The sequence below is a fragment of the Streptomyces sp. NPDC006235 genome (assembly GCF_040613735.1).
Lineage (GTDB): Bacteria > Actinomycetota > Actinomycetes > Streptomycetales > Streptomycetaceae > Streptomyces.
The window spans coordinates 185,130-209,258 of the sequence record NZ_JBEXSR010000008.1; the positions used below are offsets into that span (position 1 = coordinate 185,130).

A 24,129-nucleotide genomic window follows, 5' to 3' on the forward strand; every position below is an offset into this window, starting at 1 on the left:
GCGCACCTCGCGCGCACGCCTGATCCTCACGGTGTCCGGCGGCGAACAGGCCGCCCCGCAACGGAGGTGATGGCATGTCAGGAAGCCTTCTGCGCCTGGTCTGCACGGCGGCGGTGGCTGCAGCGACCGTCCTCGCTCCCGCCCCTGCCACGGCGGCCCCGGAACCGGAATCCGACCTCGGGCAGGACCCCGCCGCCGTCTCCGATCTCCTGACGGACCTTCAGCAGCTGTACCGGAAGGCGGAACAGGCCACCGAGGCCTACAACGCCACCGAGGAGAAACTGAAGAAGCAGCGCGCCGAGACCGACCGCCTGGACCGCGCCCTCGCCCGCACCCGGCTCTCCCTGCACGACAGCCGGGGCGCGGCCGGCCGTCTGGCCCGGCAGCAGTACCAGAGCAGCACCGACATCTCCCCGTACGTACGCCTGCTCCTGGCCCGCGACCCGCAGCACGCGATCGACCAGGGCCATGTGATCGGCAGGCTGGCGCGAGAACGGGCCGGCGTCGTCGGCCGGCTGACCGGCGACGAACGCAAGGCCCGGGACCTGGCCCGCAAGGCCCGCAAGGCCCTCGACGAGCAGCTCGCCCTCACCGAGCGGCGGAAGAAGGAACGGGACGAGGTCCGCAAGCGGCTCCACGACGTCGAGGAGCTGCTCGCCTCCCTCAGCCGCGACCAGCTCACCGCTCTCGCCGAGTTCGAGAAGGAGGGCGTCGCCAAGGCGCAGCAGAAGTTCATCGCGTCCGGCGCGCTCAGCAGCGTCACCAACGGCGACGACAGCAAGAACAAAGACAAGAACAAAGACGAGAACGAAAACAAGAACAACAGCAAGCACAGCACCAACAACGGCGTCCGCAAACCGTCCTCCGAGGGCGACCGCGCCGTGCGCTACGCCGTACGGCAGCTCGGCAAGCCCTACGAGTGGGGCGCGGAAGGCCCGGAGTCCTACGACTGCTCGGGCCTGACCTCGCAGGCCTGGGCTCAGGCCGGGACGCCCATCCCCCGGACCAGCCAGGAGCAGTGGAAGCGGCTGAAGCGGATCCCGCTCCCTCAGCTGCGGCCGGGGGACCTGGTTGTGTACTTCCCGGAGGCCACGCACGTGGCGCTGTACCTCGGCGACGGCATGGTCGTGCAGGCGCCCCGGCCGGGCGCGAAGGTGAAGGTGTCACCGATCGCGGCCAACCCGGTCCTGGGCGCCGTACGCCCGGACCCGGACGGGAAGCCCCTGCGGCGCTACGAGCCACCGGAGCTCCCCGAGGGCGCCACGGACGGGTCGGACGAGGGCTACGACGGGGAAGGGACCTACGCGGCGCCCGCGCCGGACACCTCGACGAGGTAGGCCTGCGTCTTCTCCGGGTCGTACAAGAAGTTCTCGAAGTCGGCCGGGTCGTTGAAGCCGTTGGCGAACCGGTCGGCGACCGGCTGGAGCTCACCGGCGGCGCCGATCAGGTTCAGGATGTGCTCCGGCGGCGGCGCGAGCATCGCGTTGGTCCACTTGGTGACGTGCTGCGCGGTGGCCCAGTAGCGGTCGAAGGTGGCCCGCATCCACTCCTCGTCGAACGGCTTGTCGCCGCGCTCGACGATCGAGGCGAGGTAGGCGGCCGCGCACTTCGACGCGGAGTTGGAGCCCTGGCCGGTGATCGGGTCGTTGGCCACGACGACGTCCGCCACGCCCAGCACGAGCCCGCCGCCGGGGAGGCGGCCGACGGGGTTGCGGACGGTGGGGGCGTAGCGGCCGGCCAGCGTGCCGCCGGCGTCGGTCAGCTCGACCTTGGTGGCCCGCGCGTACTCCCAGGGGACGTACCGCTCCATGAGTTCCAGGGTCAGGGAGAGGTGCTCCGCCGGGTCCTTGACGCCGTTGAAGACGTCGAGCGGGCCGCCGGGTATGCCTTCCCAGAACAGGATGTCGGCGCGGCCGGAGGTGGTCAGGCAGGGCATGACGAACAGTTCGCCGACGCCCGGCACGAGGTTGCAGCGGACCCCTTCGGTGCCGGGGTGCTCGGGGCGCGGACCCAGACCGTGGACGTACGACACGGCCAGCGCGCGCTGCGGCTCGCTGTAGGGGGACCGCTCGGGGTCCCGGGCGAACATCTGCACCAGCTCGCCCTTGCCGGCCGCGACGAGCACCAGGTCGTACGTCCGGGAGAAGTAGTCGAGGTCGCCGACGGCCGCGCCGTGGATGACGAGCTGCCCGCCGCGCTGAGCGAACGTCTCCATCCAGCCGGCCATCTTCACGCGCTGGTCGATCGACTGGGCATACCCGTCGAGCCTGCCCAGCCAGTCGATCGCACGGGCCGCGGGGCCCTCGGCCCAGGAGCCGGGGGCGGCGACCGAGACGCCGAGTCCTTCGATCTTCGGGGCCTGGGACTCCCAGAAGTTCAGCTGGAGATCGCGCTCGTGCTGCAGGGCCGTGTGGAACATGCACTGCGTCGACATGACCCGGCCGGTGCGGATCTCGTCCGCCGTCCGGTTGGACATCAGGGTGACCTCGTACCCCTGCGACTGGAGGCCGAGAGCGATCTGGAGCCCGGACTGACCGGCTCCGACGACGAGTATCTTCCGCATGCGGGGCTGTCCTCTACTCGGGGGTTTCGTCGAGCGCGTGGCCCACCAGGGCCAGGAGGGTCTCGATCACGGAGATCCGGCGACGCGCGTCCATGATCATGACAGGTATGTGTTGCGGGATGGTCAAGGCCTCCCGCACGTCCTCCGGCTCGAACAGCTCGCTGCCGTCGAAGTGGTTGACCGCGACCACGTACGGCAGTCCGGAGCTCTCGAAGTAGTCCAGGACCGGGAAGCAGTCCTTCAGACGGCGGGTGTCGGCCATGACGACGGCGCCGATCGCGCCGCGCACGATGTCGTCCCACATGAACCAGAACCGCTGCTGGCCCGGCGTGCCGAACAGGTAGAGCACCAGGTCGTCGTCGAGCGTGATGCGCCCGAAGTCCATGGCGACGGTGGTGGTGGTCTTGCCCGGCGTGGCGGTGAGGTCGTCGGTGGCCTCGCTCGCCTCGGTCATCAGCGCCTCGGTCTGCAGGGGCGTGATCTCCGAGACGGCGGTGACCAGCGTGGTCTTGCCCACGCCGAAGCCGCCGGCCACCACGATCTTCGTGGCGATGGGGGCGCGGGTGCGGTCCGTCTCCCAGGCGTGCATGCTCTCGCCGGGCTGGGCGAACGGGGATGTACCAGCGACGCCGTGAGCGGCGTCAGAGACGACGGAGTCCACTCAGCACCCTTTCCAGCAGAGCTCGGTCCGGGCGGCCCGTGCCATGGCCGGTGCCCGTCCCGTACACACGGATCTTTCCCTGGTCCGCGAGGTCGCTGAGGAGCACGCGGACCACGCCGAGCGGCATCTTCAGCAGCGCGGCGATCTCGGCCACCGTACGCATCCGGCGGCACAGTTCGACGATGGCCCTCAGCTCCGGCATGACGCGGGTGGAGAGGTCGCCGTTCGTCAGTTCCCTGCGCTCCTCCGGGGCGTCCAGCGCGGCGGTGCTCGCCACGAAGGTCTCCACGAGGAGGACGTGGCCGAAGCGGGTGCGGCCACCGGTGAGCGAGTAGGGGCGGACCCGGGCGGGTTTGCGGTCACCGCCGCGGACCGGGAGGTGCTGTTTCGGCGTACTGCTCATCGTGCGCTCCCCGTCGTCTGGGAATCCTCCAGGGATTTCCGCAGTTCGCTGCGGAGTTCGGGCGTCAGGACGTGACCGGCGCGGCCCACGAACAGGGCCATGTGGTACGCGACCACGCTCATGTCGCAGTCCGCGGAGCCGTGGACGCCGAGCAGCGAGCCGTCGCTGATGGACATCACGAACAGGCTGCCCTCGTCCATCGCGACCATCGTGTGCCGGACCCCGCCGGAGTCCATCAGCTTCGCGGCGCCGACGGTGAGGCTGCCGATGCCGGAGACGATGGTGGCCAGGTCGGCGGCGGAGCCGCGCGGGCCGGTCTTCTTGGCCCCGCGGCCCTGGAGGGCCTGACGGGCCTGCTGGTTCCGGTGGTCGTCGGAGGACAGCAGGAGCAGTCCGTCGGAGGAGACGACCGCGACCGAGAGGATGCCGGGTACCTCCTCGACCAGGTTGGTCAGCAGCCAGTGCAGGTTGCGGGCCTCACTGCTCAGTCCGATCAGTCCGAAGGTACTGGGAGCGGTCAACTGCTTGCCTCCTCGACTGTGCCCCCCGTGGCTTCTTCGGATTCAGCTGGTCCTGCTGCGCCGGTGTCCGGCCGCCTGTGCGAGGCCGTCTTCTCGGCGATCTCCGCCTCCACCTCGCGGTAGCCGGCCTGGGCGCCCTGCCGGAAGCCGCCGAGGCGGCGGCGGAGGGCTTCGGCGTCCACGGAGCCGCTGCGCTGGCGTGGGGCGGTGGTCGGAGTGGTGATCTTGGGTGTGCGCTTGGGGAGGCCCTTGTCGGTGACGCGGTCCTCTTCGTCGTGGGGTGCGCGTTCGTGTTCCGCCTCGGCTTCTCCCCCACTCTCGGCTTCGCTCGAGCGGGAGGGGCCCCCACCGGCGGAGTCGTTCCCACCCGCACCCCCCGTGCGGGTTTCGTCGTCGGGTGCGGGTGGCCCCTGTTGTGGGGCGGATGCGCCGTCGGCGGCCGCGGGCGCGTGGTCCGCCGGGGCCGGCTCGTCCTGCGGGATCGGGGCCAGCAGCTCCATCGTGGTCTCGGCAGGGGTTTCCGCCGGTGTCGGTTCCGGGTGGTGCTCCGCCTCCTCCACCGTTTCCTCGCGCCGTACCGCCTTCTCCGCCAGTGCCACCAGCGGGTCCCCGTTGCCCGCGCGGCCGTGCAGGACGTTGGAGTTGGCCTCGGCGTCGGCGCCGGGGAAGGCGACGGTGTGGCCGGTGCCGGAGAGCGGGCCGGAGGCCGGGACGGCCGCCGCCGGTGCCGCCGCCAGCAGGGTGCGGGGCAGGACGACGACCGCCGCGACACCGCCCTGCTTCTGCTCGCGCAACTGCACGCGCACACCGTGCCGGTGAGCGAGGCGGGCCACGACGTACAGGCCGAGGCCGAGACCGTCCTCGCCCTCCTGGTCGTACGGCGCCTCCGGGTCGAAGTCGGCGAGGCGGGCGTTCAGGCGCTCCAGCCGGTCCTCGGCCATGCCGATGCCCTCGTCCTGGACGGAGATCATGACCTCGCCGTTCTCCAGCAGCCAGCCGGAGATCTCGACGGGCAGGTCGGGCGGCGAGAACGAGGTGGCGTTCTCCAGGAGTTCGGCCAGCAGGTGGGACAGGTCGTCCGCGGCGAACCCGGCGATGTGCGCGTGCGGCGGCAGCGCGGCGATCCGGACCCGCTCGTACCGCTCGATCTCGCTGACCGCCGCGCGGACGACGTCCACGAGCGGCACGGGCCCGGCGGCGTGCTGGACGTGCTCGGTGCCGGCGAGGACGAGGAGGTTCTCGCTGTGCCGGCGCATGACCGTGGCGAAGTGGTCGAGCTTGAACAGCGTGGCGAGGCGGTCCGGGTCCTGCTCGCGCTCCTCCAGGTTCTCGATGACGGCCAGTTGCCGCTCGACCAGGCCGAGCGTGCGCAGCGCGAGGTTGACGAACGTGCCGCCGATGGCCGTGCGCAGCCGCTCCAGCTGGGCGGCGGACTCGGCGAGTTCGCCGCGCAGTTCCTCGCGAGCGTCGGCCATCTTCTGGCGCTGGCCGACGAGGTGCTTGCGGTCGGATTCCAGGGTGGAGATCCGCTCGGTGAGGGCGACGGTGTGCGCGTGCAGGGCGTTGACGGAGCGGACGACCTGGGCGAACTCGTCGTTGCGGCCGGTGAACTTGACGGGTTCCTCGGCCGCCGGGACCTCCGCCTCGGCCAGCCGCTTCGAGCCCAGGCGCAGGACCGCGAGGGGGCGGGTGAGGCTGCGGGCCATGCCCGTGGCGACGCCGACGGCGAGCAGCATCAGGGCGCCGAGGACGGCGATGCGGATCTCCAGCGCGGTGACGTCGTCGTCGCGCAGCGCCTCCAGGTCCTTGGTGCGGCGGTCGTAGAGGGCGGACTCCACGCCGCGCATCAGGTCGACCCGGGCGGAGAGGGCCGTGTCCAGCTTTCGGGCGTTGGTGGAGCGTTCGCCGCTGGAGAGGGTCGGCTGGTCGGTGAGCGTGGCGAGGTACTTCTCGGCGGAGTTGACCTCGGTGCCGGTGACCGTGTTGTCGAACGAGGTGCGGGCCGCCTTGGGTGCGGTGTCGCGGAAGTCGGCCAGGGCCGCGTCGGAGCGCAGCCGGGCCTGCTGGGCGGCGGCGCTCAGGGCGTCGCGCTGCCGGCTGTCGGCATCCGAGGAGGTCTCGGTCGGCAGGCCGGTGACCGGGTCGATGACCGTCTCGGTGCCGCGCGGCACGCTGAGGGCGGCGAGCAGCAGCCCCCGGGCCGCGGCAGCCTGCTGGACGGCGGAGTCCAGTTCGGCCAGGGCCTGTCCGCCGGAGCCCGCGCGCGGCGGCGTCTGCTGCGCCAGTTGCTCGGCGAGCCGGTGGAGTTCGGTGATGGCGGCGGAGTACGCCTGGTGCGCTTCGAGGGCGCTGCTCTTGCCGGTGAGCGCCGCTCGGCGTACGGCCGCGATGTCGTCGAGGTCGGAGCGGAGCGAGGCGGGCGTGTCGGTGTCGGCGCGCAGCTCTTCGACCTGCCGGTCCACGCGGGCGCTGCGCTGCTCGGAGGGTGCCTTGGACTTGGGGCGACCGGCCGCTATGTAGGAGGTGACGTCGTCGCGCTCGTCGGCGAGGGAGTGCGCGAGGACGAGGGCGTCCTGCGTCTGCTCGGCGAGCGTCACGAGCTCCTGGGAGTCGTGGAGTTGCCCGGAGGCGGCGAGGACGGACGGGGTGCCCGCACCGGCGATGGCCGCGGCGACCACGGCCACGGCGACGATGAGCCGGTTGCGTACGTGGGTGGGGCGGCCCTTGCCGGTGGGGGGCGTCGACTCAGCGCCCTGAACGGGGGCCGTCTGCTTGCCTGTGCGACGAGGCCGCGACATCTGCACCGGTGCTCGCATTCCTGACTCGTGAACTCATGGGCCCGGATGACGCTCCGTCAACTGGTGCGTACTCCAGGTACACTTCCCGACCCTCCCAGCGCCGGTGGGCAGCGCACGTGCATCACCTGACCCGCCACCCGAAGGAGTGAACCTCGGAGGGGAGTTGGGGGGCAAGTTCCGCCGGCCCTTGCAGCGGCCTTGCGCGGCGGGCCGGTTGGACGCCGTGCGCGGGCGGTGGCAGTATTCGCCACCACGCCTTCCCGGAACAAATCATTCCATCCCAAACGGGGCGCCCGACCTGCATGGCCGCACCGGTCCGGCAACCTTTGCCAGCGTTTTGCGGACCTTGTGAAGGGCTCGTGCAGACTGGCTGGATGCGTACGGAACTCGCCTCGGAACCGGGAGACACGGACCGCCCCAACGAGGACTTCGCCAGTGTCGGACTACCGGCCTCCGGACAGGGCGGTTCGGTCGTCGTCCTGGACGGTGTCACACCGCCGACGAGCGGGACGGGTTGTCTGCATTCCGTCCCCTGGTTCACCGCGCGCCTCGGCGGAGCCCTGACCGAACTGACCGTTTCACTCCCGGATATCCCTCTGGTCGACGTCTTGTCCCGCGCCATCGCGCGTACCGCCGAGGCACATGCCTCAACCTGTGACCTTTCTCACCCCCGCACCCCTCAGGCCACGGTGGTCGTGGCCCGTTGGTCTCCGGAGGCGGTGGAGTACCTGGTCCTGTCGGACTCGGCGCTCCTCGTGGAGTCCCCGGACGGTGTGGTGACGCCCTTGCTGGACGACCGGCTGGCCCTTCTCCCCCGCTCGGCCCTGGTCACGGACGCGCTGGTGGACTCCACCTACCGCAACCGGGAGGGCGGCTTCTTCACGGCGGCGGCCGATCCCTCGGTGGCCCGGCGCGCGGTGACCGGCACCCTGCCCCGGCGCGAGGTGCGTGCCCTGGCCGCCCTGACGGACGGCGCCGCCCGCTGGGTGGAGCGGTTCCAGGAGGGCGACTGGACGGACTGCTTCCACCTCCTGCGCAAGGAGGGACCGCAGGCGCTGGTGGACCGGGTGCGGACGCTGGAGCGGGCGGATCCGGCCAGGTCGTTGCCGGGCCCGAGCAAGGCGCACGACGACGCTACGGTCGTGTACGTCGAGTTCTAGCCACCTGGGCCGGGTGCGGTGCTACTTCTCCATGCCCCGGTTGAGCTGGTGCAGCAGCCGGGCCAGTTCCGTGACCTCGTGGGTGTCCCAGTCGGCCAGGCGGCCGGCGTACCGGGCGCGGCGGGCCTCGCGCACCCGGCGGACCCGGTCGTGGCCCTCCTGCGTGAGGGCGACCAGCCAGGCGCGTCCGTCGGCGGGGTCGGGCTCGCGGGCGATCAGACCCAGTTCTTCCAGGGCGCGCAGCTGGCGGGACATCGTGGCCTTGCCGACGCCGATGTAGGCGGCGAGCTCGGTGGCCCGCTGATTGCCGCACTCGTCCAGCCGTACGAGCAGGCCGTACGCGGACGACTCCAGATCGGGGTGGACCTCCCGGGCCATCTCGCCCTGGCTGGCCCGGGCCCGCCGCAGCAGCACGGTCAGCTCCCGCTCCAGCGCCAGAAAGGCAGTCTGATCCACACCGGTTCCGGCCAGGGAGGGGTCCCGGTGTCCGTCGTCGTTGCCGTCCTCGTGCACGTGAGCCCCGCCTCGGTCGTCGCCCGCTACCTGCATTTTCCGCCCTCCGCGGCCGTCGCCGCAGTTCGGCAAGTATTCCGCAGGTCACGGGGCGCGCGTCCACAGGGCCGCCCCAGGGTGAAGGCCCGGGCCTCCCTCACGGGACCCGGGCCTTCCCTCATCCGATGACCTCCGTCACGCGGCCACCGGAACCTCCGGCGCCGCGTCCGCCGTTGCGGGCGCGAGCGCCAGCTGAAGGACCTGGCGGACGTCGGTGACGGTGTGGACGTCGAGCTTGTCCAGCACCTGAGCCGGGACGTCGTCCAGGTCGGGTTCGTTGCGCTTGGGGATGATCACGGTGGTGACCCCGGCGCGGTGGGCGGCCAGCAGCTTCTGCTTCACGCCGCCGATCGGCAGGACCCGGCCGGTCAGCGAGACCTCGCCGGTCATCGCCACGTCCGTGCGCACCAGGCGGCCGGACAGCAGCGAGGCGAGGGCCGTCGTCATCGTGACGCCGGCGCTGGGGCCGTCCTTGGGGACCGCGCCCGCCGGGAAGTGGATGTGCACGCCCCGGTCCTTCAGATCACCCACCGGCAGTTCCAGCTCGGCACCGCGGGAGCGCAGGAAGCTCAGCGCGATCTGCGCGGACTCCTTCATCACGTCCCCCAGCTGACCGGTCAGGGTCAGTCCGGCCGCGCCCGTCTCCGGGTCGGCCAGCGACGCCTCGACGTACAGCACGTCACCGCCGGCGCCCGTCACCGCCAGGCCCGTCGCCACGCCCGGCACGGACGTCCGGCGCTCGGCCGGGTCCTGGGCGGACTCGGGCACGTGGTGCGGCCGCCCGATCAGCGAGCGCAGGTCCTCGTCCCGGACGGTGAACGGCAGCTCCCGCTCGCCCAGTTCGTGCTGGGCCGCGACCTTGCGCAGCAGCCGTGCGATCGACCGCTCCAGGTTGCGCACGCCCGCCTCGCGCGTGTACTCGCCGGCGAGCTTGCGCAGCGCGCCCTCGTCGATGGCCACCTCGTCCTTGTCGAGCCCGGCCCGCTCCAGCTGGCGCGGGAGCAGGTGGTCGCGGGCGATGACGACCTTCTCGTCCTCGGTGTAGCCGTCCAGGCGGACGATCTCCATCCGGTCCGCCAGGGCCTCCGGGATCGCCTCCAGGACGTTGGCGGTCGCGAGGAAGACCACGTCCGACAGGTCCAGCTCGACCTCCAGGTAGTGGTCCCGGAAGGTGTGGTTCTGCGCCGGGTCGAGCACTTCGAGCAGGGCCGCGGCCGGGTCGCCCCGGAAGTCCGAGCCCACCTTGTCGATCTCGTCGAGGAGCACGACCGGGTTCATCGACCCGGCCTCCTTGATGGCACGGACGATCCGGCCGGGCAGGGCACCGACGTACGTGCGGCGGTGACCGCGGATCTCCGCCTCGTCGCGGACGCCGCCGAGGGCGACGCGGACGAACTTGCGCCCCATCGCGTGGGCGACGGACTCGCCCAGGCTGGTCTTGCCGACGCCGGGCGGCCCCACGAGCGCGAGCACGGCACCGCCGCGCCGCCCGCCGACCACGCCCAGCCCCCGGTCGGTACGCCGCTTGCGCACCGCCAGGTACTCGGTGATCCGCTCCTTCACGTCCTGCAGTCCGGAGTGCTCGGCGTCGAGGACGCTCTGGGCGCCCTGGATGTCGTAGGCGTCCTCGGTGCGCTCGTTCCACGGCATCTCCAGGACCGTGTCGAGCCAGGTGCGGATCCAGGAGCCCTCGGGCGACTGGTCGGAGGACCGCTCCAGCTTGTCGACCTCCTTGAGCGCGGCCTCCCGCACCTTCTCGGGCAGGTCGGCGGCCTCCACCCGGGAGCGGTAGTCGTCGGACTCCTCGCCCTCCTGCTCGCCGTTCAGCTCGCGCAGCTCCTTGCGGACCGCTTCGAGCTGGCGCCGCAGCAGGAACTCGCGCTGCTGCTTGTCGACGCCTTCCTGGACGTCCTTGGCGATGGACTCGGCCACGTCCTGCTCGGCGAGGTGGTCGCGCAGCTGCTGGGTGGCGAGCTTCAGCCGGGCCACCGGGTCGGCGGTCTCCAGCAGCTCGACCTTCTGGTCGGTGGTCAGGAACGGCGAGTAGCCGGAGTTGTCGGCGAGCGCCGAGACGTCGTCGATGGCCTGCACCCGGTCGACGACCTGCCAGGCGCCGCGCTTGCGCAGCCAGGCGGTGGCGAGGGCCTTGTACTCCTTGACCAGTTCGGTGACCTGCCCGGGCAGCGGCTCCGGGACGGATTCGTCGACGCTGGTGCCCTCGACCCAGAGGGCCGCGCCGGGGCCCGTGGTCCCCGCACCGATCTTCACCCGGCCCCGGCCGCGGATCAGCGCGCCCGGATCACCGTCGGCCAGCCGGCCCACCTGCTCGACGGTGCCGAGGACACCGGTGCCGGCGTAGGTGCCGTCGATGCGCGGCACCAGGAGTACCCGGGGCTTTCCGGGTGTTGTCCGAGCAGCGGCCTGGGCGGCCTCCACCGCGGCACGGACCTCGGAGTCGCTCAGGTCCAGCGGGACCACCATCCCGGGCAGGACGACCTCGTCGTCGAGCGGCAGCACGGGCAGGGTGAGCGGTGTGGACGTCGAAGCCATGATCTCCCCTTCGGCAGTCAAGTTGAGCTATGCCGACTCAATGCTCGGGAGGCGCCGGATGTTCCCCACCCGCCGTTCGCTGTGAGCGATCGACCGTGACGTCAGGGGTGATCGGGGCCGTAGAGTCGGCGACGTAACAGACCAATACAGCGATCGCCTATTACCTAGGGGTGGCGTGGACAGGACCGTGCAGGCGTGGGTGGACGGGTGGATCGTGTCGCGCGGGGCCGCTCCGCCCGTGACCGAGCCGTGGGGCTGCACGATCGACGTGGGGGCGAACGGACACGTCACCCGGCATGTGTTCGGCGCGACCGGCGACGACCTCGACGAGACGGCCGTCCGCAAGGTGGCCGGTGCGGTGACCGGGGCCGGGGTCTGGCTGAAGGCCTTCCGGGACCCGTCGGTGGTCGCCGGCTGGCTGGACGGCAGTTGGTGGATCGACCCCGAGCCCGGATACCTGATGACCGTCCCGCTGACTCCGGCGGACGTTCCGGACGTGCCCGACGGCTACCGGCTGCGCAGCTGGTCGCGCGGCGGAGTGACGCGCGTGATGGTGGCCGCGCCGGACGGTTCGCTGGCGGCGCGCGGCCAGATCGCCCCGACCGGCGCCACCGCCGTCGCCGACCAGATCGAGACGGCGCCGGAGCATCGCCGCAAGGGACTCGGCAGCCTCGTCATGCGGACGTTGCAGAGCGCCGCCGTTCGGCAGGGGGCACACACCGGTGTGCTCGCCGGTACGCCCGCGGGGCGGGGGCTGTACGAGGCGCTGGGCTGGGAGGTGGTGGCCGTGCTCACCAGCGCGAAGCACGACCCGCGGAACTGAGCGGCCCCGCCTTCAGCGCCGGGCCGGTCCGAGCGGGCCGGTGGGCCTGTCCCGCCACCGCCGGAGCACCGGCCAGGTCGCGACACCGATGGCCAGGGCGATCAGATGCCCCCAGTTCGTCAACGGGTCGGTGAGGGCGAGCAGGTCCTGGAGCAGCATCCCGCCGAAGCCGGCCAGCAGCGGCACGCGCAGCCGGAGCGGCAGCAGTCCGGCCAGGGCGCCGGTGCCGGCGGCGACGCCGAAGCTGACGCCGTAGTCGAGGCGGTGCAGCGAGCTCTCGGGGAGCTGCCCGGCCAGCACCGCGAGCCCGACCGGGACCTCGGTCGCCAGGGTCGCGAGGACGTGCCCGAGCAGGAAGACACCGGCCGTGCGCAGGCCGCCGATCCGCCGTTCCAGCGCGGTCAGCACAAGCACGAACCCGATCGCGAACGGCGAGGCCACCCCGCCCGCGAGCCACAGCGCGCTGCCGACCAGCACCAGCTCCGGCGTCCGCACCAGGTGCGCCACATCCGTACTGGAGCCCTGGAGCAGGGCGTGCACCAGGACGGGGTCCGCGTACGCGGAGAACAGCGAGGTCAGACAGAGGACGATCCCGTAGCCGAACGTGAACGGCGTACCCGTGGGAGTGGGGAGCAGCCGCCACAGCCGCGGTGTCCGGAGCCGGGGCTTCTCCACCGCGGTGGGCTCTCGCACGTCCGGGCCCGCGGTTCCGCACGGCACCCGGCCGCCGGCCCGCTGCCGCGGCACCCCGTCCAGCAGCGCCGGCACCTCGGAAACGGGCGCGTCCGAAGGCGTCGGCGTGGCCGTCTCGTCGGCCGGCGCAGTGCGGTCCACGGCGGGCGCTCCTTCCGTCATGTCCCACCCTTCGCGCACCTTCGTCCCCTGTCTGTGACGGGCGCCACGCGAGACCCGATTCACAGCAACCTGACAGCAGCGCACGGCGTCCCCTGCCGGCCCCTCCGTAATGCTTGGCGCCGGACGCCCCTCACCTGCCAGGATGCTCGGATGCCCACCTCGAACGACACCCCCCTCGTGCTGGACCGTCGCCAGGGCCCGCACGGCGAGGTCGTGCTGCGACGGCACGGCGGCCGGCTGGAGATCATCGCGAACGGCTGCTTCCTGATGGACACCTCGGACGGCCGCTCGGAGCGGCGGCTGGTCGACGCGGCCCTGGACGCCCTGACCGGCCGGGACCGCCCGGAGGTGCTGATCGGCGGACTCGGCGTCGGGTTCTCCCTCGCCCACGCGGCGGCGAACCCTCGCTGGGGAGGGATCACGGTCGTGGAACGGGAGCGCGCGATTGTCGAATGGCATCGCGACGGCCCGCTCTCCCCCTTCTCCGCCGAGGCCCTCGCCGACCCCCGCACGGAAATCGTCGAAGCGGATCTCGTGGCCTACGTCAATGAGACATCCGACACGTACGACGCCCTGTGCCTCGACATCGACAACGGACCCGGCTGGACCGTCACGGAGAGCAACGAAATCCTCTACGGGGAAGCCGGACTGGCAAGCTGCGTACGGGTGTTGAGGCCCGGCGGGGTGCTCGCGGTCTGGTCCGCCCAGCCCTCCCCGGAATTCGAAGAAACCCTGCGGAATGTCGGGTTCCAACAGGTGCGTACCGAAGAGATCCCGGTTGCCCGGGGCGTTCCGGACGTCGTGCACCTCGGCATCAGCCCTGGATAGCAAAGGTGTGCTGACTCCCCGTACGCTGCTCCTCTGACGCCGATCATTCAAGCGTCAATCGCAACCATGCGCAGACCGAGGAATCACCCCACTGATTCCGGAAAGCACACCCCAGGGGCGGGCGATGGAGCAGACACACACCTCCCACAACGGTTCGGCGACGGCTACACCGGGCGCACAGCGCCGGGTTCTCGTCGTCGAGGACGACGCCACGATCGTGGACGCCATCGCGACCCGCCTGCGAGCCGAGGGATTCCTCGTGCAAACAGCGGGTGACGGTCCGGCCGCCGTCGACACGGCCGAGGCCTGGCAGCCCGACCTGCTGATCCTCGACATCATGCTGCCCGGTTTCGACGGTCTGGAGGTCTGCCGGCGCGTGCAGGCCGCCCGGCCGGTGCCGGTGCTGATGCTCACCGCGCGCGACGACGAGACCGACATGCTGGTCGGGCTCGGTGTCGGCGCCGACGACTACATGACGAAGCCGTTCTCGATGCGGGAGCTGGCGGCGCGCGTGCACGTGCTGCTGCGCCGCGTGGAGCGGGCCGCGCTGGCCGCCGCGACGCCGCGCAGCGGCATCCTGCGCCTCGGCGAGCTGGAGATCGACCACGCGCAGCGCCGGGTCCGGGTGCGCAGTGAGGATGTTCACCTCACGCCCACCGAGTTCGATCTCCTCGTGTGCCTGGCGAACACCCCGCGCGCGGTGCTCTCCCGCGAACAGCTGCTCGCCGAGGTCTGGGACTGGGCGGACGCCTCCGGCACCCGCACGGTCGACAGCCACATCAAGGCGCTGCGCCGGAAGATCGGCGCCGAGCGGATCCGTACGGTGCACGGCGTCGGCTACGCCCTGGAGACCCCGACGCCATGAGCGGCGGGCCGGCCGCACGGAGAAACCCCCGGGAGCCGGAACCCTGGGGCGGGGTGAGCCCGTTCTCGATCAAGACCAAGCTGGGCGCGCTGGTCGTCATCTCGGTGCTGATCACCACGGGCCTGTCGGTGATCGCGGTGCACACGAAGACGGAGCTGCGCTTCATCACGGTCTTCTCGATGATCGCCACACTGCTCATTACGCAGTTCGTGGCCCATTCGCTCACCGCACCGCTGGACGAGATGACGGCCGTGGCCCGTTCCATCTCGCAGGGCGACTACACCCGCCGGACGCGGGAGAACCGCCGTGACGAGCTGGGCGACCTGGCCGTGACGATCAACGCCATGGCCGACGAGCTGGAGGCGCAGGACAGCCAGCGCAAGGAACTCGTGGCGAATGTCTCGCACGAGCTGCGCACGCCCATCGCGGGCCTGCGCGCGGTGCTGGAGAACATCGTCGACGGCGTCACGCAGGCCGACCCGGAGACGATGCGCACGGCGCTGAAGCAGACCGAGCGGCTCGGCCGGCTGGTGGAGACGCTGCTGGACCTGTCCCGGCTGGACAACGGCGTCGTACCGCTGAAACAGCGGCGGTTCGAGGTGTGGCCGTACCTGTCCGGTGTGCTGAAGGAGGCCAACATGGTCGCCTCCGTGCGCGCGGGCATCGCCACCGGCTCGGGCAGTCACACCCGTACGGACGTCCATCTGCACCTCGACGTGCACCCGCCGGAGTTGACCGCGCACGCCGACCCGGAGCGCATCCACCAGGTCGTGGCCAACCTCATCGACAACGCGGTCAAGCACAGCCCGCCGCACGGCCGTGTGACGGTCAAGGCGCGGCGCGGCGCGCTGCCGGAGTCGCTGGAGCTGGAGGTCCTGGACGAGGGCCCCGGCATTCCGAAGTCCGAGTGGCACCGCGTCTTCGAGCGGTTCAACCGCGGCAACGTCAAGCGGCCGCAGGGACCGGGGAGCGACGGCGGTACGGGGCTCGGCCTGGCCATCGCGCGCTGGGCGGTGGATCTGCACGGCGGGCGGATCGGAGTGGCCGAATCCGAGCGGGGTTGCCGGATTCTTGTCACTCTTCCGGGACTTCCATCTGTGCCAAGTTGACGTAAAGTTCGAAGCGGAGCCACAAGATCCACGGGCGTCCGCGCTGACGGACACGTGTGATCAGGCACAGGCCCGCGCCGTCGGCGCCCGAGGCCCTGCCCCGCCCTTCCCTCTTTAAGCGGAACCACGCTTGTTTCCCGCCATTTCAAGCCCCGAAACACACTTCAAGATGTGACTTGCACGACGTTGAACGGGCCCGACCTGACCTACCCGGTCCTGGGGGCGTAGCCTTGATTCCCGCTGTCCATCATCTTGTGAAGCGGAAGAGGGCGGTTGCCGCCGTGTCGCCACAGTCCCCCAGTAACTCGAGCATCTCGACCGACACCGACCAAGCGGGGAAGAACCCTGCCGCGTCGTTCGGTGCCAACGAGTGGCTCGTCGACGAGATCTATCAGCAGTACCTCCAGGACCCGAATTCCGTAGACCGAGCCTGGTGGGACTTCTTCGCCGACTACAAGCCGGGCGCCGCTGCCGCCTCGGCTCCGGCGGGTACCGCGGCCGCGGGGGCCGCGGGGACCACCACCGCTCAGCCGGCGGCCCCGGCCGCCCCGGCCCAGGCTGCGGCCCCCGCCCCGGCGGCGCCGAAGCCCGCGGCCGCCGCGCCGGCTCCCGCCCAGGCGAAGCCCGCCGCGCAGGCCCCGGCTCAGGCTCCCGCCCAGGCGCAGGCACCGGCTCAGGCGAAGGCCGCCCCGGCCGCCAAGCCCGCCGCCGCGAAGCCGAAGGCCGAACCCACCGGTGAGGCCCCCTCGGGTCCCGAGCAGGTCGTCCTGCGCGGCCCCGCCGCCGCGGTCGCGAAGAACATGGACGCCTCCCTGGAGCTGCCCACGGCCACGTCCGTGCGCGCGGTCCCGGTGAAGCTGCTGTTCGACAACCGCATCGTCATCAACAACCACCTCAAGCGGGCGCGCGGCGGGAAGATCTCGTTCACGCACCTCATCGGCTACGCGATGGTCCAGGCCATCAAGGCGATGCCGGCGATGAACTACTCGTTCGCGAAGGTGGACGGCAAGCCGACCCTGGTCAAGCCGGAACACGTCAACCTCGGTCTCGCCATCGACCTGGTCAAGCCGAACGGCGACCGCCAGCTGGTCGTCGCGGCGATCAAGAGGGCCGAGACGCTGAACTTCTTCGAGTTCTGGCAGGCCTACGAGGACATCGTCCGCCGCGCCCGCGACGGCAAGCTGACGATGGACGACTTCTCCGGTGTCACGGTCTCCCTGACCAACCCCGGCGGTCTCGGCACGGTCCACTCGGTGCCGCGTCTGATGCCCGGCCAGTCCGTGATCATGGGCGTCGGCTCCATGGACTACCCGGCGGAGTTCCAGGGCACCTCCCAGGACACCCTGAACAAGCTCGGCATCTCGAAGGTCATGACGCTCACGTCGACCTACGACCACCGGGTGATCCAGGGCGCCGCCTCCGGCGAGTTCCTCCGCCAGGTCGCGAACCTCCTGCTCGGCGAGAACAACTTCTACGACGAGATCTTCGAGGCGCTGCGCATCCCCTACGAGCCGGTCCGCTGGCTCAAGGACATCGACGCCAGCCACGACGACGACGTCACGAAGGCCGCCCGCGTCTTCGAGCTGATCCACTCCTACCGGGTCCGCGGCCACGTCATGGCCGACACCGACCCGCTGGAGTACCAGCAGCGCAAGCACCCCGACCTGGACATCACCGAGCACGGCCTCACCCTGTGGGACCTGGAGCGCGAGTTCGCCGTCGGCGGCTTCGCCGGCAAGTCGATGATGAAGCTGCGCGACATCCTCGGCGTCCTGCGCGACTCGTACTGCCGCACCACCGGCATCGAGTTCATGCACATCCAGGACCCCAAGCAGCGCAAGTGGATCCAGGACCGGGTGGAGCGCCCGCACTCCAAGCCGGAGCGCGAGGAGCAGCTGCGCATCCTGCGCCGTCTGAACGCCGCCGAAGCGTTCGAGACCTTCCTGCAGACCAAGTACGTCGGCCAGAAGCGCTTCAGCCTGGAGGGCGGCGAGTCCGTCATCCCGCTGCTGGACGCGGTGCTGGACTCGGCGGCGGAGTCCCGCCTGGACGAGGTCGTCATCGGCATGGCCCACCGCGGCCGGCTGAACGTCCTCGCCAACATCGTCGGCAAGTCGTACGCGCAGATCTTCCGCGAGTTCGAGGGCAACCTCGACCCGAAGTCGATGCACGGCTCCGGCGACGTGAAGTACCACCTGGGCGCCGAGGGCACCTTCACGGGCCTCGACGGCGAGCAGATCAAGGTCTCCCTGGTCGCGAACCCGTCGCACCTCGAAGCCGTCGACCCCGTCCTGGAGGGCGTCTCCCGCGCCAAGCAGGACATCATCGGCAAGGGCGGCACGGACTTCACGGTCCTGCCGGTGGCGATCCACGGCGACGCGGCCTTCGCGGGCCAGGGCGTGGTGGCCGAGACGCTGAACATGTCGCAGCTGCGCGGCTACCGCACCGGCGGCACGGTCCACATCGTCATCAACAACCAGGTCGGCTTCACGGCGGCGCCGGAGTCCTCGCGCTCGTCGATGTACGCCACCGACGTGGCCCGCATGATCGAGGCCCCGATCTTCCACGTGAACGGCGACGACCCGGAGGCCGTGGTCCGCGTGGCCCGCCTGGCCTTCGAGTTCCGCCAGGCGTTCAACAAGGACGTGGTGATCGACCTCATCTGCTACCGCCGCCGCGGTCACAACGAGTCGGACAACCCGGCCTTCACCCAGCCGCTGATGTACGACCTGATCGACAAGAAGCGCTCGGTGCGCAAGCTCTACACCGAGTCCCTCATCGGTCGCGGCGACATCACCCTGGAAGAGGCCGAGCAGGCGCTCCAGGACTACCAGGGCCAGCTGGAGAAGGTCTTCACGGAGGTCCGCGAGGCCACCTCGCAGCCGACGATCGTGGAGACCTCCGACCCGCAGGCCGAGTTCCCGGTCGCCGTGAACACCGCGGTGACCACGGAGGTCGTCAAGCGGATCGCCGAGTCCCAGGTCAACATCCCCGACCACATCACCGTCCACCCGCGTCTGCTGCCGCAGCTGCAGCGCCGGGCGGCGATGGTCGAGGACGGCACGATCGACTGGGGCATGGGCGAGACCCTCGCGGTCGGCTCCCTCCTCCTGGAGGGCGTCCCGGTCCGCCTGGCCGGCCAGGACTCGCAGCGCGGTACGTTCGGCCAGCGCCACGCGGTCATCATCGACCGCAGCACGGGCGACGAGTACACGCCGCTGCAGTACCTCTCCGAGGACCAGGCGCGCCTGAACGTCTACAACTCCCTCCTCTCCGAGTACGCGGCGATGGGCTTCGAGTACGGCTACTCGCTGGCCCGTCCCGAGGCGCTCGTGATGTGGGAGGCGCAGTTCGGCGACTTCGTCAACGGCGCGCAGACGGTCGTGGACGAGTTCATCTCGTCGGCCGAGCAGAAGTGGGCCCAGACCTCCGGTGTGGTCCTGCTCCTGCCGCACGGCTACGAGGGCCAGGGCCCGGACCACTCCTCGGCCCGCCCGGAGCGCTTCCTCCAGATGTGCGCCCAGAACAACATGACGGTCGCCATGCCGACGTCGCCGTCGAACTACTTCCACCTCCTGCGGTGGCAGGTGCACAACCCGCACCACAAGCCGCTGGTGGTCTTCACGCCGAAGTCGATGCTGCGCCTGAAGGCGGCGGCCTCGAAGGCGGAGGAGTTCACGACCGGCCAGTTCCAGCCGGTCATCGGCGACCCGTCGGTGGACGCGGCCGCGGTCAAGAAGGTCGTCTTCTGCGCCGGCAAGGTCTACTACGACCTGGAGGCCGAGCGTCAGAAGCGCGGCGTCACGGACACGGCGATCATCCGCATCGAGCGCCTGTACCCGCTGCCGGGTACCGAACTCCAGGCGGAGATCAAGAAGTACCCGAACGCCGAGAAGTACCTGTGGGCCCAGGAGGAGCCGGCGAACCAGGGTGCCTGGCCGTTCATCGCGCTCAACCTGATCGACCACCTGGACCTGGCGGTCGGCGCGGACGTCCCGCACGGCGAGCGCCTGCGCCGTATCTCGCGCCCGCACAGCTCCTCCCCGGCGGTCGGTTCCGCGAAGCGGCACCAGGCCGAGCAGGAGCAGCTGGTGCGTGAGGTGTTCGACGCGTGAGCCACTGACACCGGCTCGTAGCAGGGCCCGGCCCCGGGAACATGTCTCCCGGGGCCGGGCCCTTCGCCGTCCGGAGTGTCAGATCGGCTGCGGTTCGAAATCCCAGTAGGGGCGGTGGCGTTCCAGGATGTACTGCGTGTGCGGGTGGTCCGGGCCGAGCAGGACGGTGAGCCGGGCGGCGACGTCGTGGTGCAGCTTCTCCGCCTCGGCGCGGTGGCCCAGTTCTGCCAGGTCGAGAGCGAGACCGGCGCGCAGGCTGATCGTGAGGATGTGATCGTCGCCCAGCGCCCGCGCGGAGCGTTCGGCGGCGTCCCTGCCAAGAGCCGCCGCGGCGTCCGTCTCCCCGGTGGCGGCGAGGGCGGCCACCCCGTTCTTGGCGCAGCCGATGGCCCATGGATGGTCCCGTCCGACGGCCTGCTCCATCTCCCGGACCGTGGTGAGGGACAGCTCCAGAGCGGCGCGCCGATCCCCCATGTCCCGCAGGACGGTGGCCACGTTGTCCCGGGCTCCGACGCAGTAGGGGTGCTGTTCGCCCAGCAGGTCCGCGTACCGCTCGGCGGTGAGCTCGGCGAGTTCCCTGGCCTCGGCTGCGCGCTCCATGTGCCTCAGCAGCATCGCGTAGTCGCAGGAGACCATGAGCGTTTCGGGATGCGAAGCGCCGCGTCGGCGCAGCAGCTTCTCCCGGACGCCCCGCATCATGGCGTACGCGAACTGGAGGTCACCGTCCCGGCGGGCGCACAGCGCCAGGTTGTGCTCGGCCTGCAGGGTCTGGCTGTGGTGGCGGTCGAGGACCTGGCTGTGGACGCGGGAGTTGTGGCCCTGGATCGTCATCGCCTCCCGGTAACGGCCGAGCAGCCGCAGCATCCAGGCGCTGCGCAGCGCCGAGTTGAGTGTGGCGACGTCCTTGCCGCCGAGGAGCTGGACCCGGGCCTCGAAGACGCTGCGGTGCAGGGTGAGCGCCTCGGTGTAGTGGCCCTGTAAGCCGATGGCGACGGCGAGGTTGCTCCGGATGCTGAGGGTGCGCGGTACGTTCTCTCCGCCGAGCTCCCGCGCGGCGCTCTCAGCGGCCTCCTCGAACAGGGTCCGGGCCTCCGCGTAGCGGCCGAGGGCCATCAGTGTGCCGCCGAGACCGTCCTTGGCGCGGATCACTTCGATGGGACGGACCCCGCCGGCGTCGCGCAGCCGCCGCAGGTTCTCCTGGCCGACCTGCTCCGCCTCGGTGTACCGGCCGAGTCTGCGCAGCATGTTGCCGAGCTGGTGGACGGCGACGAGGACCGACCGGTCGGTGTCGCCGAACCTGGGCCGCCAGTTGTCCACCGCGAGCCGGCTCAAGGCCCAGCCGTCTTGGTACTCGCCGCGCATCCGCAGGTACTCGATGCAGTTCAGCACGAGGTCCCGGACATCCTGGCTGGAGGCCTCCAGGGCACCGGACGGTTCCAGGTGCGGGATGATCACGGAATATCGGGCCCAGTTGCCGGCGGAGGCCGAGTCGCGCGGGTCGGCGGAGACCAGGACCCTGCGGGCGGCGGCGGAGTAGCGCGCGGCGTCGAGGGGCGACTGCACGGACCGTACGAACCGGTGGAACAGGCGGTGCATACGGACCGTGCCCACGGTCTGCGCGTCCATACGAGGGCCCTGCTCGTACTCGATGCGCATGGAGGTGACCTCGGAGAGCCTGCGCAGCGCGGTGTTCCAGCTGCTGGGCTCGGCGATCAGTTCGGCCAGCTCGGGCGGCAGGTCGGCGAGCCGGGCCGTCTGCAACAGGCGTACCGGGACGACGTCGTGTGCGAAGCAGACCAGGAGGTTGAGCAGCTGCCAGGCGGGTTCGTGGCTCTCCCGCAGCGTGTTGATCAGCTTGGACCAGGCGATCTCGTACTTCGGGTGGTGGCCGGAGGCCATGACGCCGAATCGGTCCGGCTTGCCGTCCCGGATGTCGCGTATGTAGTCGTTGACGGGGACGCCCGGGTTGAGCTGGAGCCAAGCGGCCGTCTGGTCGAGCAGCAGCGGCATGTCCTCCACCGCCTGGGCGAGCCGCTCCGCCTCATGGTCGGTGAGCCGCGCGGCGCGCCGCCGGGCGAACGCGACACTCTCCCGGCGCGCGAAGGCCGGCACGTCGATGACCTCGGCGTGGGCCGACCACTCACCTCGGTGGGTGGTGACGAGGACGTGTCCACGTCCGTCGGGGACCAGCCCGCTGAGTCGCTCGGGCTCCTCGGCCCCGTCCAGGACGAGCAGCCAGGGGCGGGCGGTGCGGTCGAGCTCACGCTGTACCGCCTTGATGGTGGCCGACAGGTCGCCGGTGCCCGGAACACCCATGGCCGGGGCGAGCTCGGCGAACTGCTGGCGCGCGGTGACGCGCTGGGCGGCGCTGATCCACCAGACGATGTCGTACTCCCCGGCGAACCGGTGGACGTACTCCATCGCGAGCTGCGTCTTGCCGTTCCCGCTGGGCCCCCGCAACGCCACGGCGGCGCCGTCCCGCCCGGTCGCCGAGAACGCTCCGTACACCTGCTCCAGCAGTTCGGAGCGACCGACGAAGCGGTGGTTGCGCCGGGGTACGCCGCCCCACACCGCCGGCGGGTCGTCCGGGAAACGCGGGCCGCGACTGAGGTCCGGGGTGAGGGGGCCCGCGATGCCCGCGAGGTCCAGGACGCGGTCGCGGGCCGCCTCGGGAGTGAGGCCGCGCAGTTCGACGGGGGCGAGGGCGATGACGGCGGAGGGCATCGGCTGGGCGGTGACGCTGACGGCGGCGACCCGGTCCCCGTGTTCCGTCAGCAGTTGCCTGAGCACGCCGGCCCAGGCGTCGAAACGGTCGCGGTCCAGCTGTTCGTGCCAGTCGTCGATGACGAGCAGGATCCGGCCCGGGGCACTCAGCAGGTCGTCCAGCGCCTCGACGGTGGCCGGCCGCCGCAGCGGATTCCAGCGCACCAGCGTCGTGGCCCGCCCGGCGGCCCGGATCTGGTGGTCGATCCACTTGGCCCAGGATTCGCTCTGCCCGGCGAAGATCACTGTGACGTGTCCGAGCTCCGCCGCCATCTCGCTGTCCCCTCAACTGAACCTGGTCACGACTGTGCACAGGTTATTCAATTGTGCGTCAAAAGGGCTCGATCAGCGCAAAGTTGACGAGTGATCAGTTATCCGGAGTCGCATCCCGTGCGGTCCGTGCGAGTCGTCGGGCGATGTGCCTCACCAGCCGCTCCAGGTCGGCGCAGTAGACGCTGGGGTGGCGAAAGCCCGTGCCGGGCGCGTACCGGTGCACGTAGTTGCCGCCTCCGCACACCCTCCCGACCGGGCAGGCCCGGCACTCCGCGGCCAGGGCCCGTTCACCCAGCTGGCGGGCGGCGACGCCGGGGTGGCGCAGGGCCTCGTCGAAGGAGTTCCGGAAGACGTCCAGCCCGGTCTCCGCCGCGCCCGCGTAGGCCGACTTCAGCGAGTCGACCTGCTCGATCGCGCCGTCCGTCTCGACCACGACGGCGGCCATCGGCGACAGTCCCACGGCCTCGGCCCTGCTGGGCGCGCCGAGCAGCAGGGCGGCGATCTCCTGGAAGAGCCGGACGCGGGTGCGCAGTCGCCGCTCGTCCCACCAGGCGTCGAAGACGGTGACCAGCCAGTCACCGTAGGGGGCGGGGTGCGGGCGGTGGCGTCCGGGGCGCTGCGGGAAGACCCCGGGGGGCGGGTGGCCCCAGTTGGCGTGCGGCAGGAGGAAGTCCACCGCGGGCGGGTTCAGCTCCAGCAGCGACCGGTAGACGTCCAGCGGATCGGCGTCCAGGTCGATGGTGCACAGGATGCCCGCATAGCAGGCCGGGCGCGCGGCGAGCGCCCGGGCGGCCGCCCGGGCCGCGGGCCAGGCGGGGCGGCCGGCGCGGTCGACGCGGCGGGCGTTGTGGGCGGCGCGGCCACCGTCGAGGCTGAGGCCGACCCGGATGCCGGCGTCGGCGAGCACGTCGAGCGCCGGGCCCGTGAGCCGGGTGCCGTTGGTCTGCAGGGTGGCGGTGACCCGGCATCCGGCGGGCACTGCCTCGCGGACGGCCCGGGTGTAGGCCAGGGCGGGGCCCGGGCCGGTGAGGAGGGGCTCGCCGCCGTGCAGCTCGACACGGATCCCGTCGAGACCGTGGGCGCGGACGTGCTCGGCGATGCGGGCGGCGGTGTGCCGCACGGTGTCCTCGGGCACGCGCGGCGGGCGGTCGCGCCAGCCGGAGTCCTGGCCCCGGTAGAGGTAGCAGTAGGTGCAGTCGAGGTTGCAGCGGCTGTGGACCTTCAGCACGAACTGCCGGAAGGGTGTGGCCCGGTGGGTGGAGGTGTCGAGCAGGACATGCGGCCACGGCG

The 24,129-nt window shown here is 71.3% G+C and carries 17 protein-coding genes; 7 read left to right on the forward strand and 10 right to left on the reverse strand.

Annotated features, from left to right (window positions below):
* The first annotated feature begins 74 nt into the window (after nt 1-74).
* Nucleotides 75-1,337 carry a C40 family peptidase gene (locus tag ABZ192_RS13230; RefSeq protein WP_356924588.1) on the forward strand — a complete coding sequence of 421 codons (1,263 nt, stop codon included), beginning with the start codon at nt 75-77 and terminating at the stop codon, nt 1,335-1,337.
* On the opposite strand, the gene ABZ192_RS13235 is transcribed toward ABZ192_RS13230, so the two are convergent.
* Genes ABZ192_RS13235 through ABZ192_RS13255 form a run of 5 tightly spaced genes read right to left on the reverse strand, consistent with a single transcriptional unit; the run spans nt 1,301 to nt 6,964 of the window.
* Nucleotides 1,301-2,563 (reverse strand): styrene monooxygenase/indole monooxygenase family protein, encoded by a 1,263-nt coding sequence (locus ABZ192_RS13235; protein ID WP_356924589.1) that lies wholly within the window; start codon nt 2,561-2,563, stop codon nt 1,301-1,303. The genes ABZ192_RS13230 and ABZ192_RS13235 overlap by 37 nt on opposite strands.
* Before the next feature lie 13 nt (nt 2,564-2,576).
* On the reverse strand, nt 2,577-3,224 hold the full coding sequence (locus tag ABZ192_RS13240) for an ATP/GTP-binding protein (protein WP_356924590.1): 648 nt from the start codon (nt 3,222-3,224) through the stop codon (nt 2,577-2,579).
* Entirely contained in the window at nt 3,205-3,627 is a 423-nt protein-coding gene (locus tag ABZ192_RS13245) for a DUF742 domain-containing protein (protein ID WP_356924591.1), read from the reverse strand. The genes ABZ192_RS13240 and ABZ192_RS13245 overlap by 20 nt, the downstream gene beginning before the upstream one ends.
* Nucleotides 3,624-4,148 (reverse strand): roadblock/LC7 domain-containing protein, encoded by a 525-nt coding sequence (locus ABZ192_RS13250; RefSeq protein ID WP_356924592.1) that lies wholly within the window; start codon nt 4,146-4,148, stop codon nt 3,624-3,626. The genes ABZ192_RS13245 and ABZ192_RS13250 overlap by 4 nt, the downstream gene beginning before the upstream one ends.
* Nucleotides 4,145-6,964 (reverse strand): nitrate- and nitrite sensing domain-containing protein, encoded by a 2,820-nt coding sequence (locus ABZ192_RS13255; RefSeq protein ID WP_356924593.1) that lies wholly within the window; start codon nt 6,962-6,964, stop codon nt 4,145-4,147. Before ABZ192_RS13255 ends, ABZ192_RS13250 begins: the two co-directional genes overlap by 4 nt.
* A 356-nt stretch (nt 6,965-7,320) precedes the next feature.
* Between ABZ192_RS13255 and ABZ192_RS13260 the strand changes: the two genes are divergently transcribed.
* Nucleotides 7,321-8,106: a protein phosphatase 2C domain-containing protein gene (locus ABZ192_RS13260; protein WP_356924594.1), complete on the forward strand. Its 786-nt coding sequence runs from the start codon at nt 7,321-7,323 to the stop codon at nt 8,104-8,106.
* Nucleotides 8,107-8,127: 21 nt separating this feature from the next.
* Here the strand turns inward: ABZ192_RS13260 and ABZ192_RS13265 are convergent, their stop codons facing one another.
* Nucleotides 8,128-8,619: a MarR family transcriptional regulator gene (locus ABZ192_RS13265; protein ID WP_356924645.1), complete on the reverse strand. Its 492-nt coding sequence runs from the start codon at nt 8,617-8,619 to the stop codon at nt 8,128-8,130.
* Nucleotides 8,620-8,793: 174 nt separating this feature from the next.
* Nucleotides 8,794-11,208 carry an endopeptidase La gene (gene lon / locus ABZ192_RS13270; RefSeq protein ID WP_356924595.1) on the reverse strand — a complete coding sequence of 805 codons (2,415 nt, stop codon included), beginning with the start codon at nt 11,206-11,208 and terminating at the stop codon, nt 8,794-8,796.
* Between the two features lie 175 nt (nt 11,209-11,383).
* Between lon and ABZ192_RS13275 the strand changes: the two genes are divergently transcribed.
* The gene (locus ABZ192_RS13275; RefSeq protein WP_356924596.1) at nt 11,384-12,031 is read left to right on the forward strand and encodes a GNAT family N-acetyltransferase; all 648 of its coding nucleotides are present in this window, start codon (nt 11,384-11,386) and stop codon (nt 12,029-12,031) included.
* A 12-nt stretch (nt 12,032-12,043) separates the two neighbouring features.
* On the opposite strand, the gene ABZ192_RS13280 is transcribed toward ABZ192_RS13275, so the two are convergent.
* Nucleotides 12,044-12,865 (reverse strand): rhomboid-like protein, encoded by an 822-nt coding sequence (locus tag ABZ192_RS13280; RefSeq protein WP_356924597.1) that lies wholly within the window; start codon nt 12,863-12,865, stop codon nt 12,044-12,046.
* A gap of 171 nt (nt 12,866-13,036) precedes the next feature.
* On the opposite strand from ABZ192_RS13280, the gene ABZ192_RS13285 reads away from it, so the two are divergent.
* The 4 genes from ABZ192_RS13285 to ABZ192_RS13300 all read left to right on the forward strand — a co-directional run bounded on the left by ABZ192_RS13285 (nt 13,037) and on the right by ABZ192_RS13300 (nt 19,803).
* A complete protein-coding gene (locus tag ABZ192_RS13285) occupies nt 13,037-13,714 on the forward strand; it encodes a spermidine synthase (protein ID WP_356924598.1) in 678 nt (225 codons plus the stop codon).
* Nucleotides 13,715-13,838: 124 nt separating this feature from the next.
* Entirely contained in the window at nt 13,839-14,579 is a 741-nt protein-coding gene (locus ABZ192_RS13290) for a response regulator transcription factor (protein ID WP_010040369.1), read from the forward strand.
* The gene (locus ABZ192_RS13295; RefSeq protein ID WP_306963699.1) at nt 14,576-15,688 is read left to right on the forward strand and encodes a HAMP domain-containing sensor histidine kinase; all 1,113 of its coding nucleotides are present in this window, start codon (nt 14,576-14,578) and stop codon (nt 15,686-15,688) included. Before ABZ192_RS13290 ends, ABZ192_RS13295 begins: the two co-directional genes overlap by 4 nt.
* A 281-nt stretch (nt 15,689-15,969) precedes the next feature.
* Nucleotides 15,970-19,803, forward strand: a complete 3,834-nt coding sequence (locus tag ABZ192_RS13300; RefSeq protein ID WP_356924599.1) for a multifunctional oxoglutarate decarboxylase/oxoglutarate dehydrogenase thiamine pyrophosphate-binding subunit/dihydrolipoyllysine-residue succinyltransferase subunit — start codon at nt 15,970-15,972, stop codon at nt 19,801-19,803.
* A 78-nt stretch (nt 19,804-19,881) separates the two neighbouring features.
* Here the strand turns inward: ABZ192_RS13300 and fxsT are convergent, their stop codons facing one another.
* Both fxsT and ABZ192_RS13310 read right to left on the reverse strand, forming a co-directional pair.
* A complete protein-coding gene (gene fxsT, locus ABZ192_RS13305; RefSeq protein WP_356924600.1) occupies nt 19,882-22,839 on the reverse strand; it encodes an FxSxx-COOH system tetratricopeptide repeat protein in 2,958 nt (985 codons plus the stop codon).
* A gap of 94 nt (nt 22,840-22,933) precedes the next feature.
* Nucleotides 22,934-24,112 (reverse strand): FxsB family cyclophane-forming radical SAM/SPASM peptide maturase, encoded by a 1,179-nt coding sequence (locus tag ABZ192_RS13310; protein WP_356924646.1) that lies wholly within the window; start codon nt 24,110-24,112, stop codon nt 22,934-22,936.
* Between the last annotated feature and the right edge of the window lie 17 nt (nt 24,113-24,129).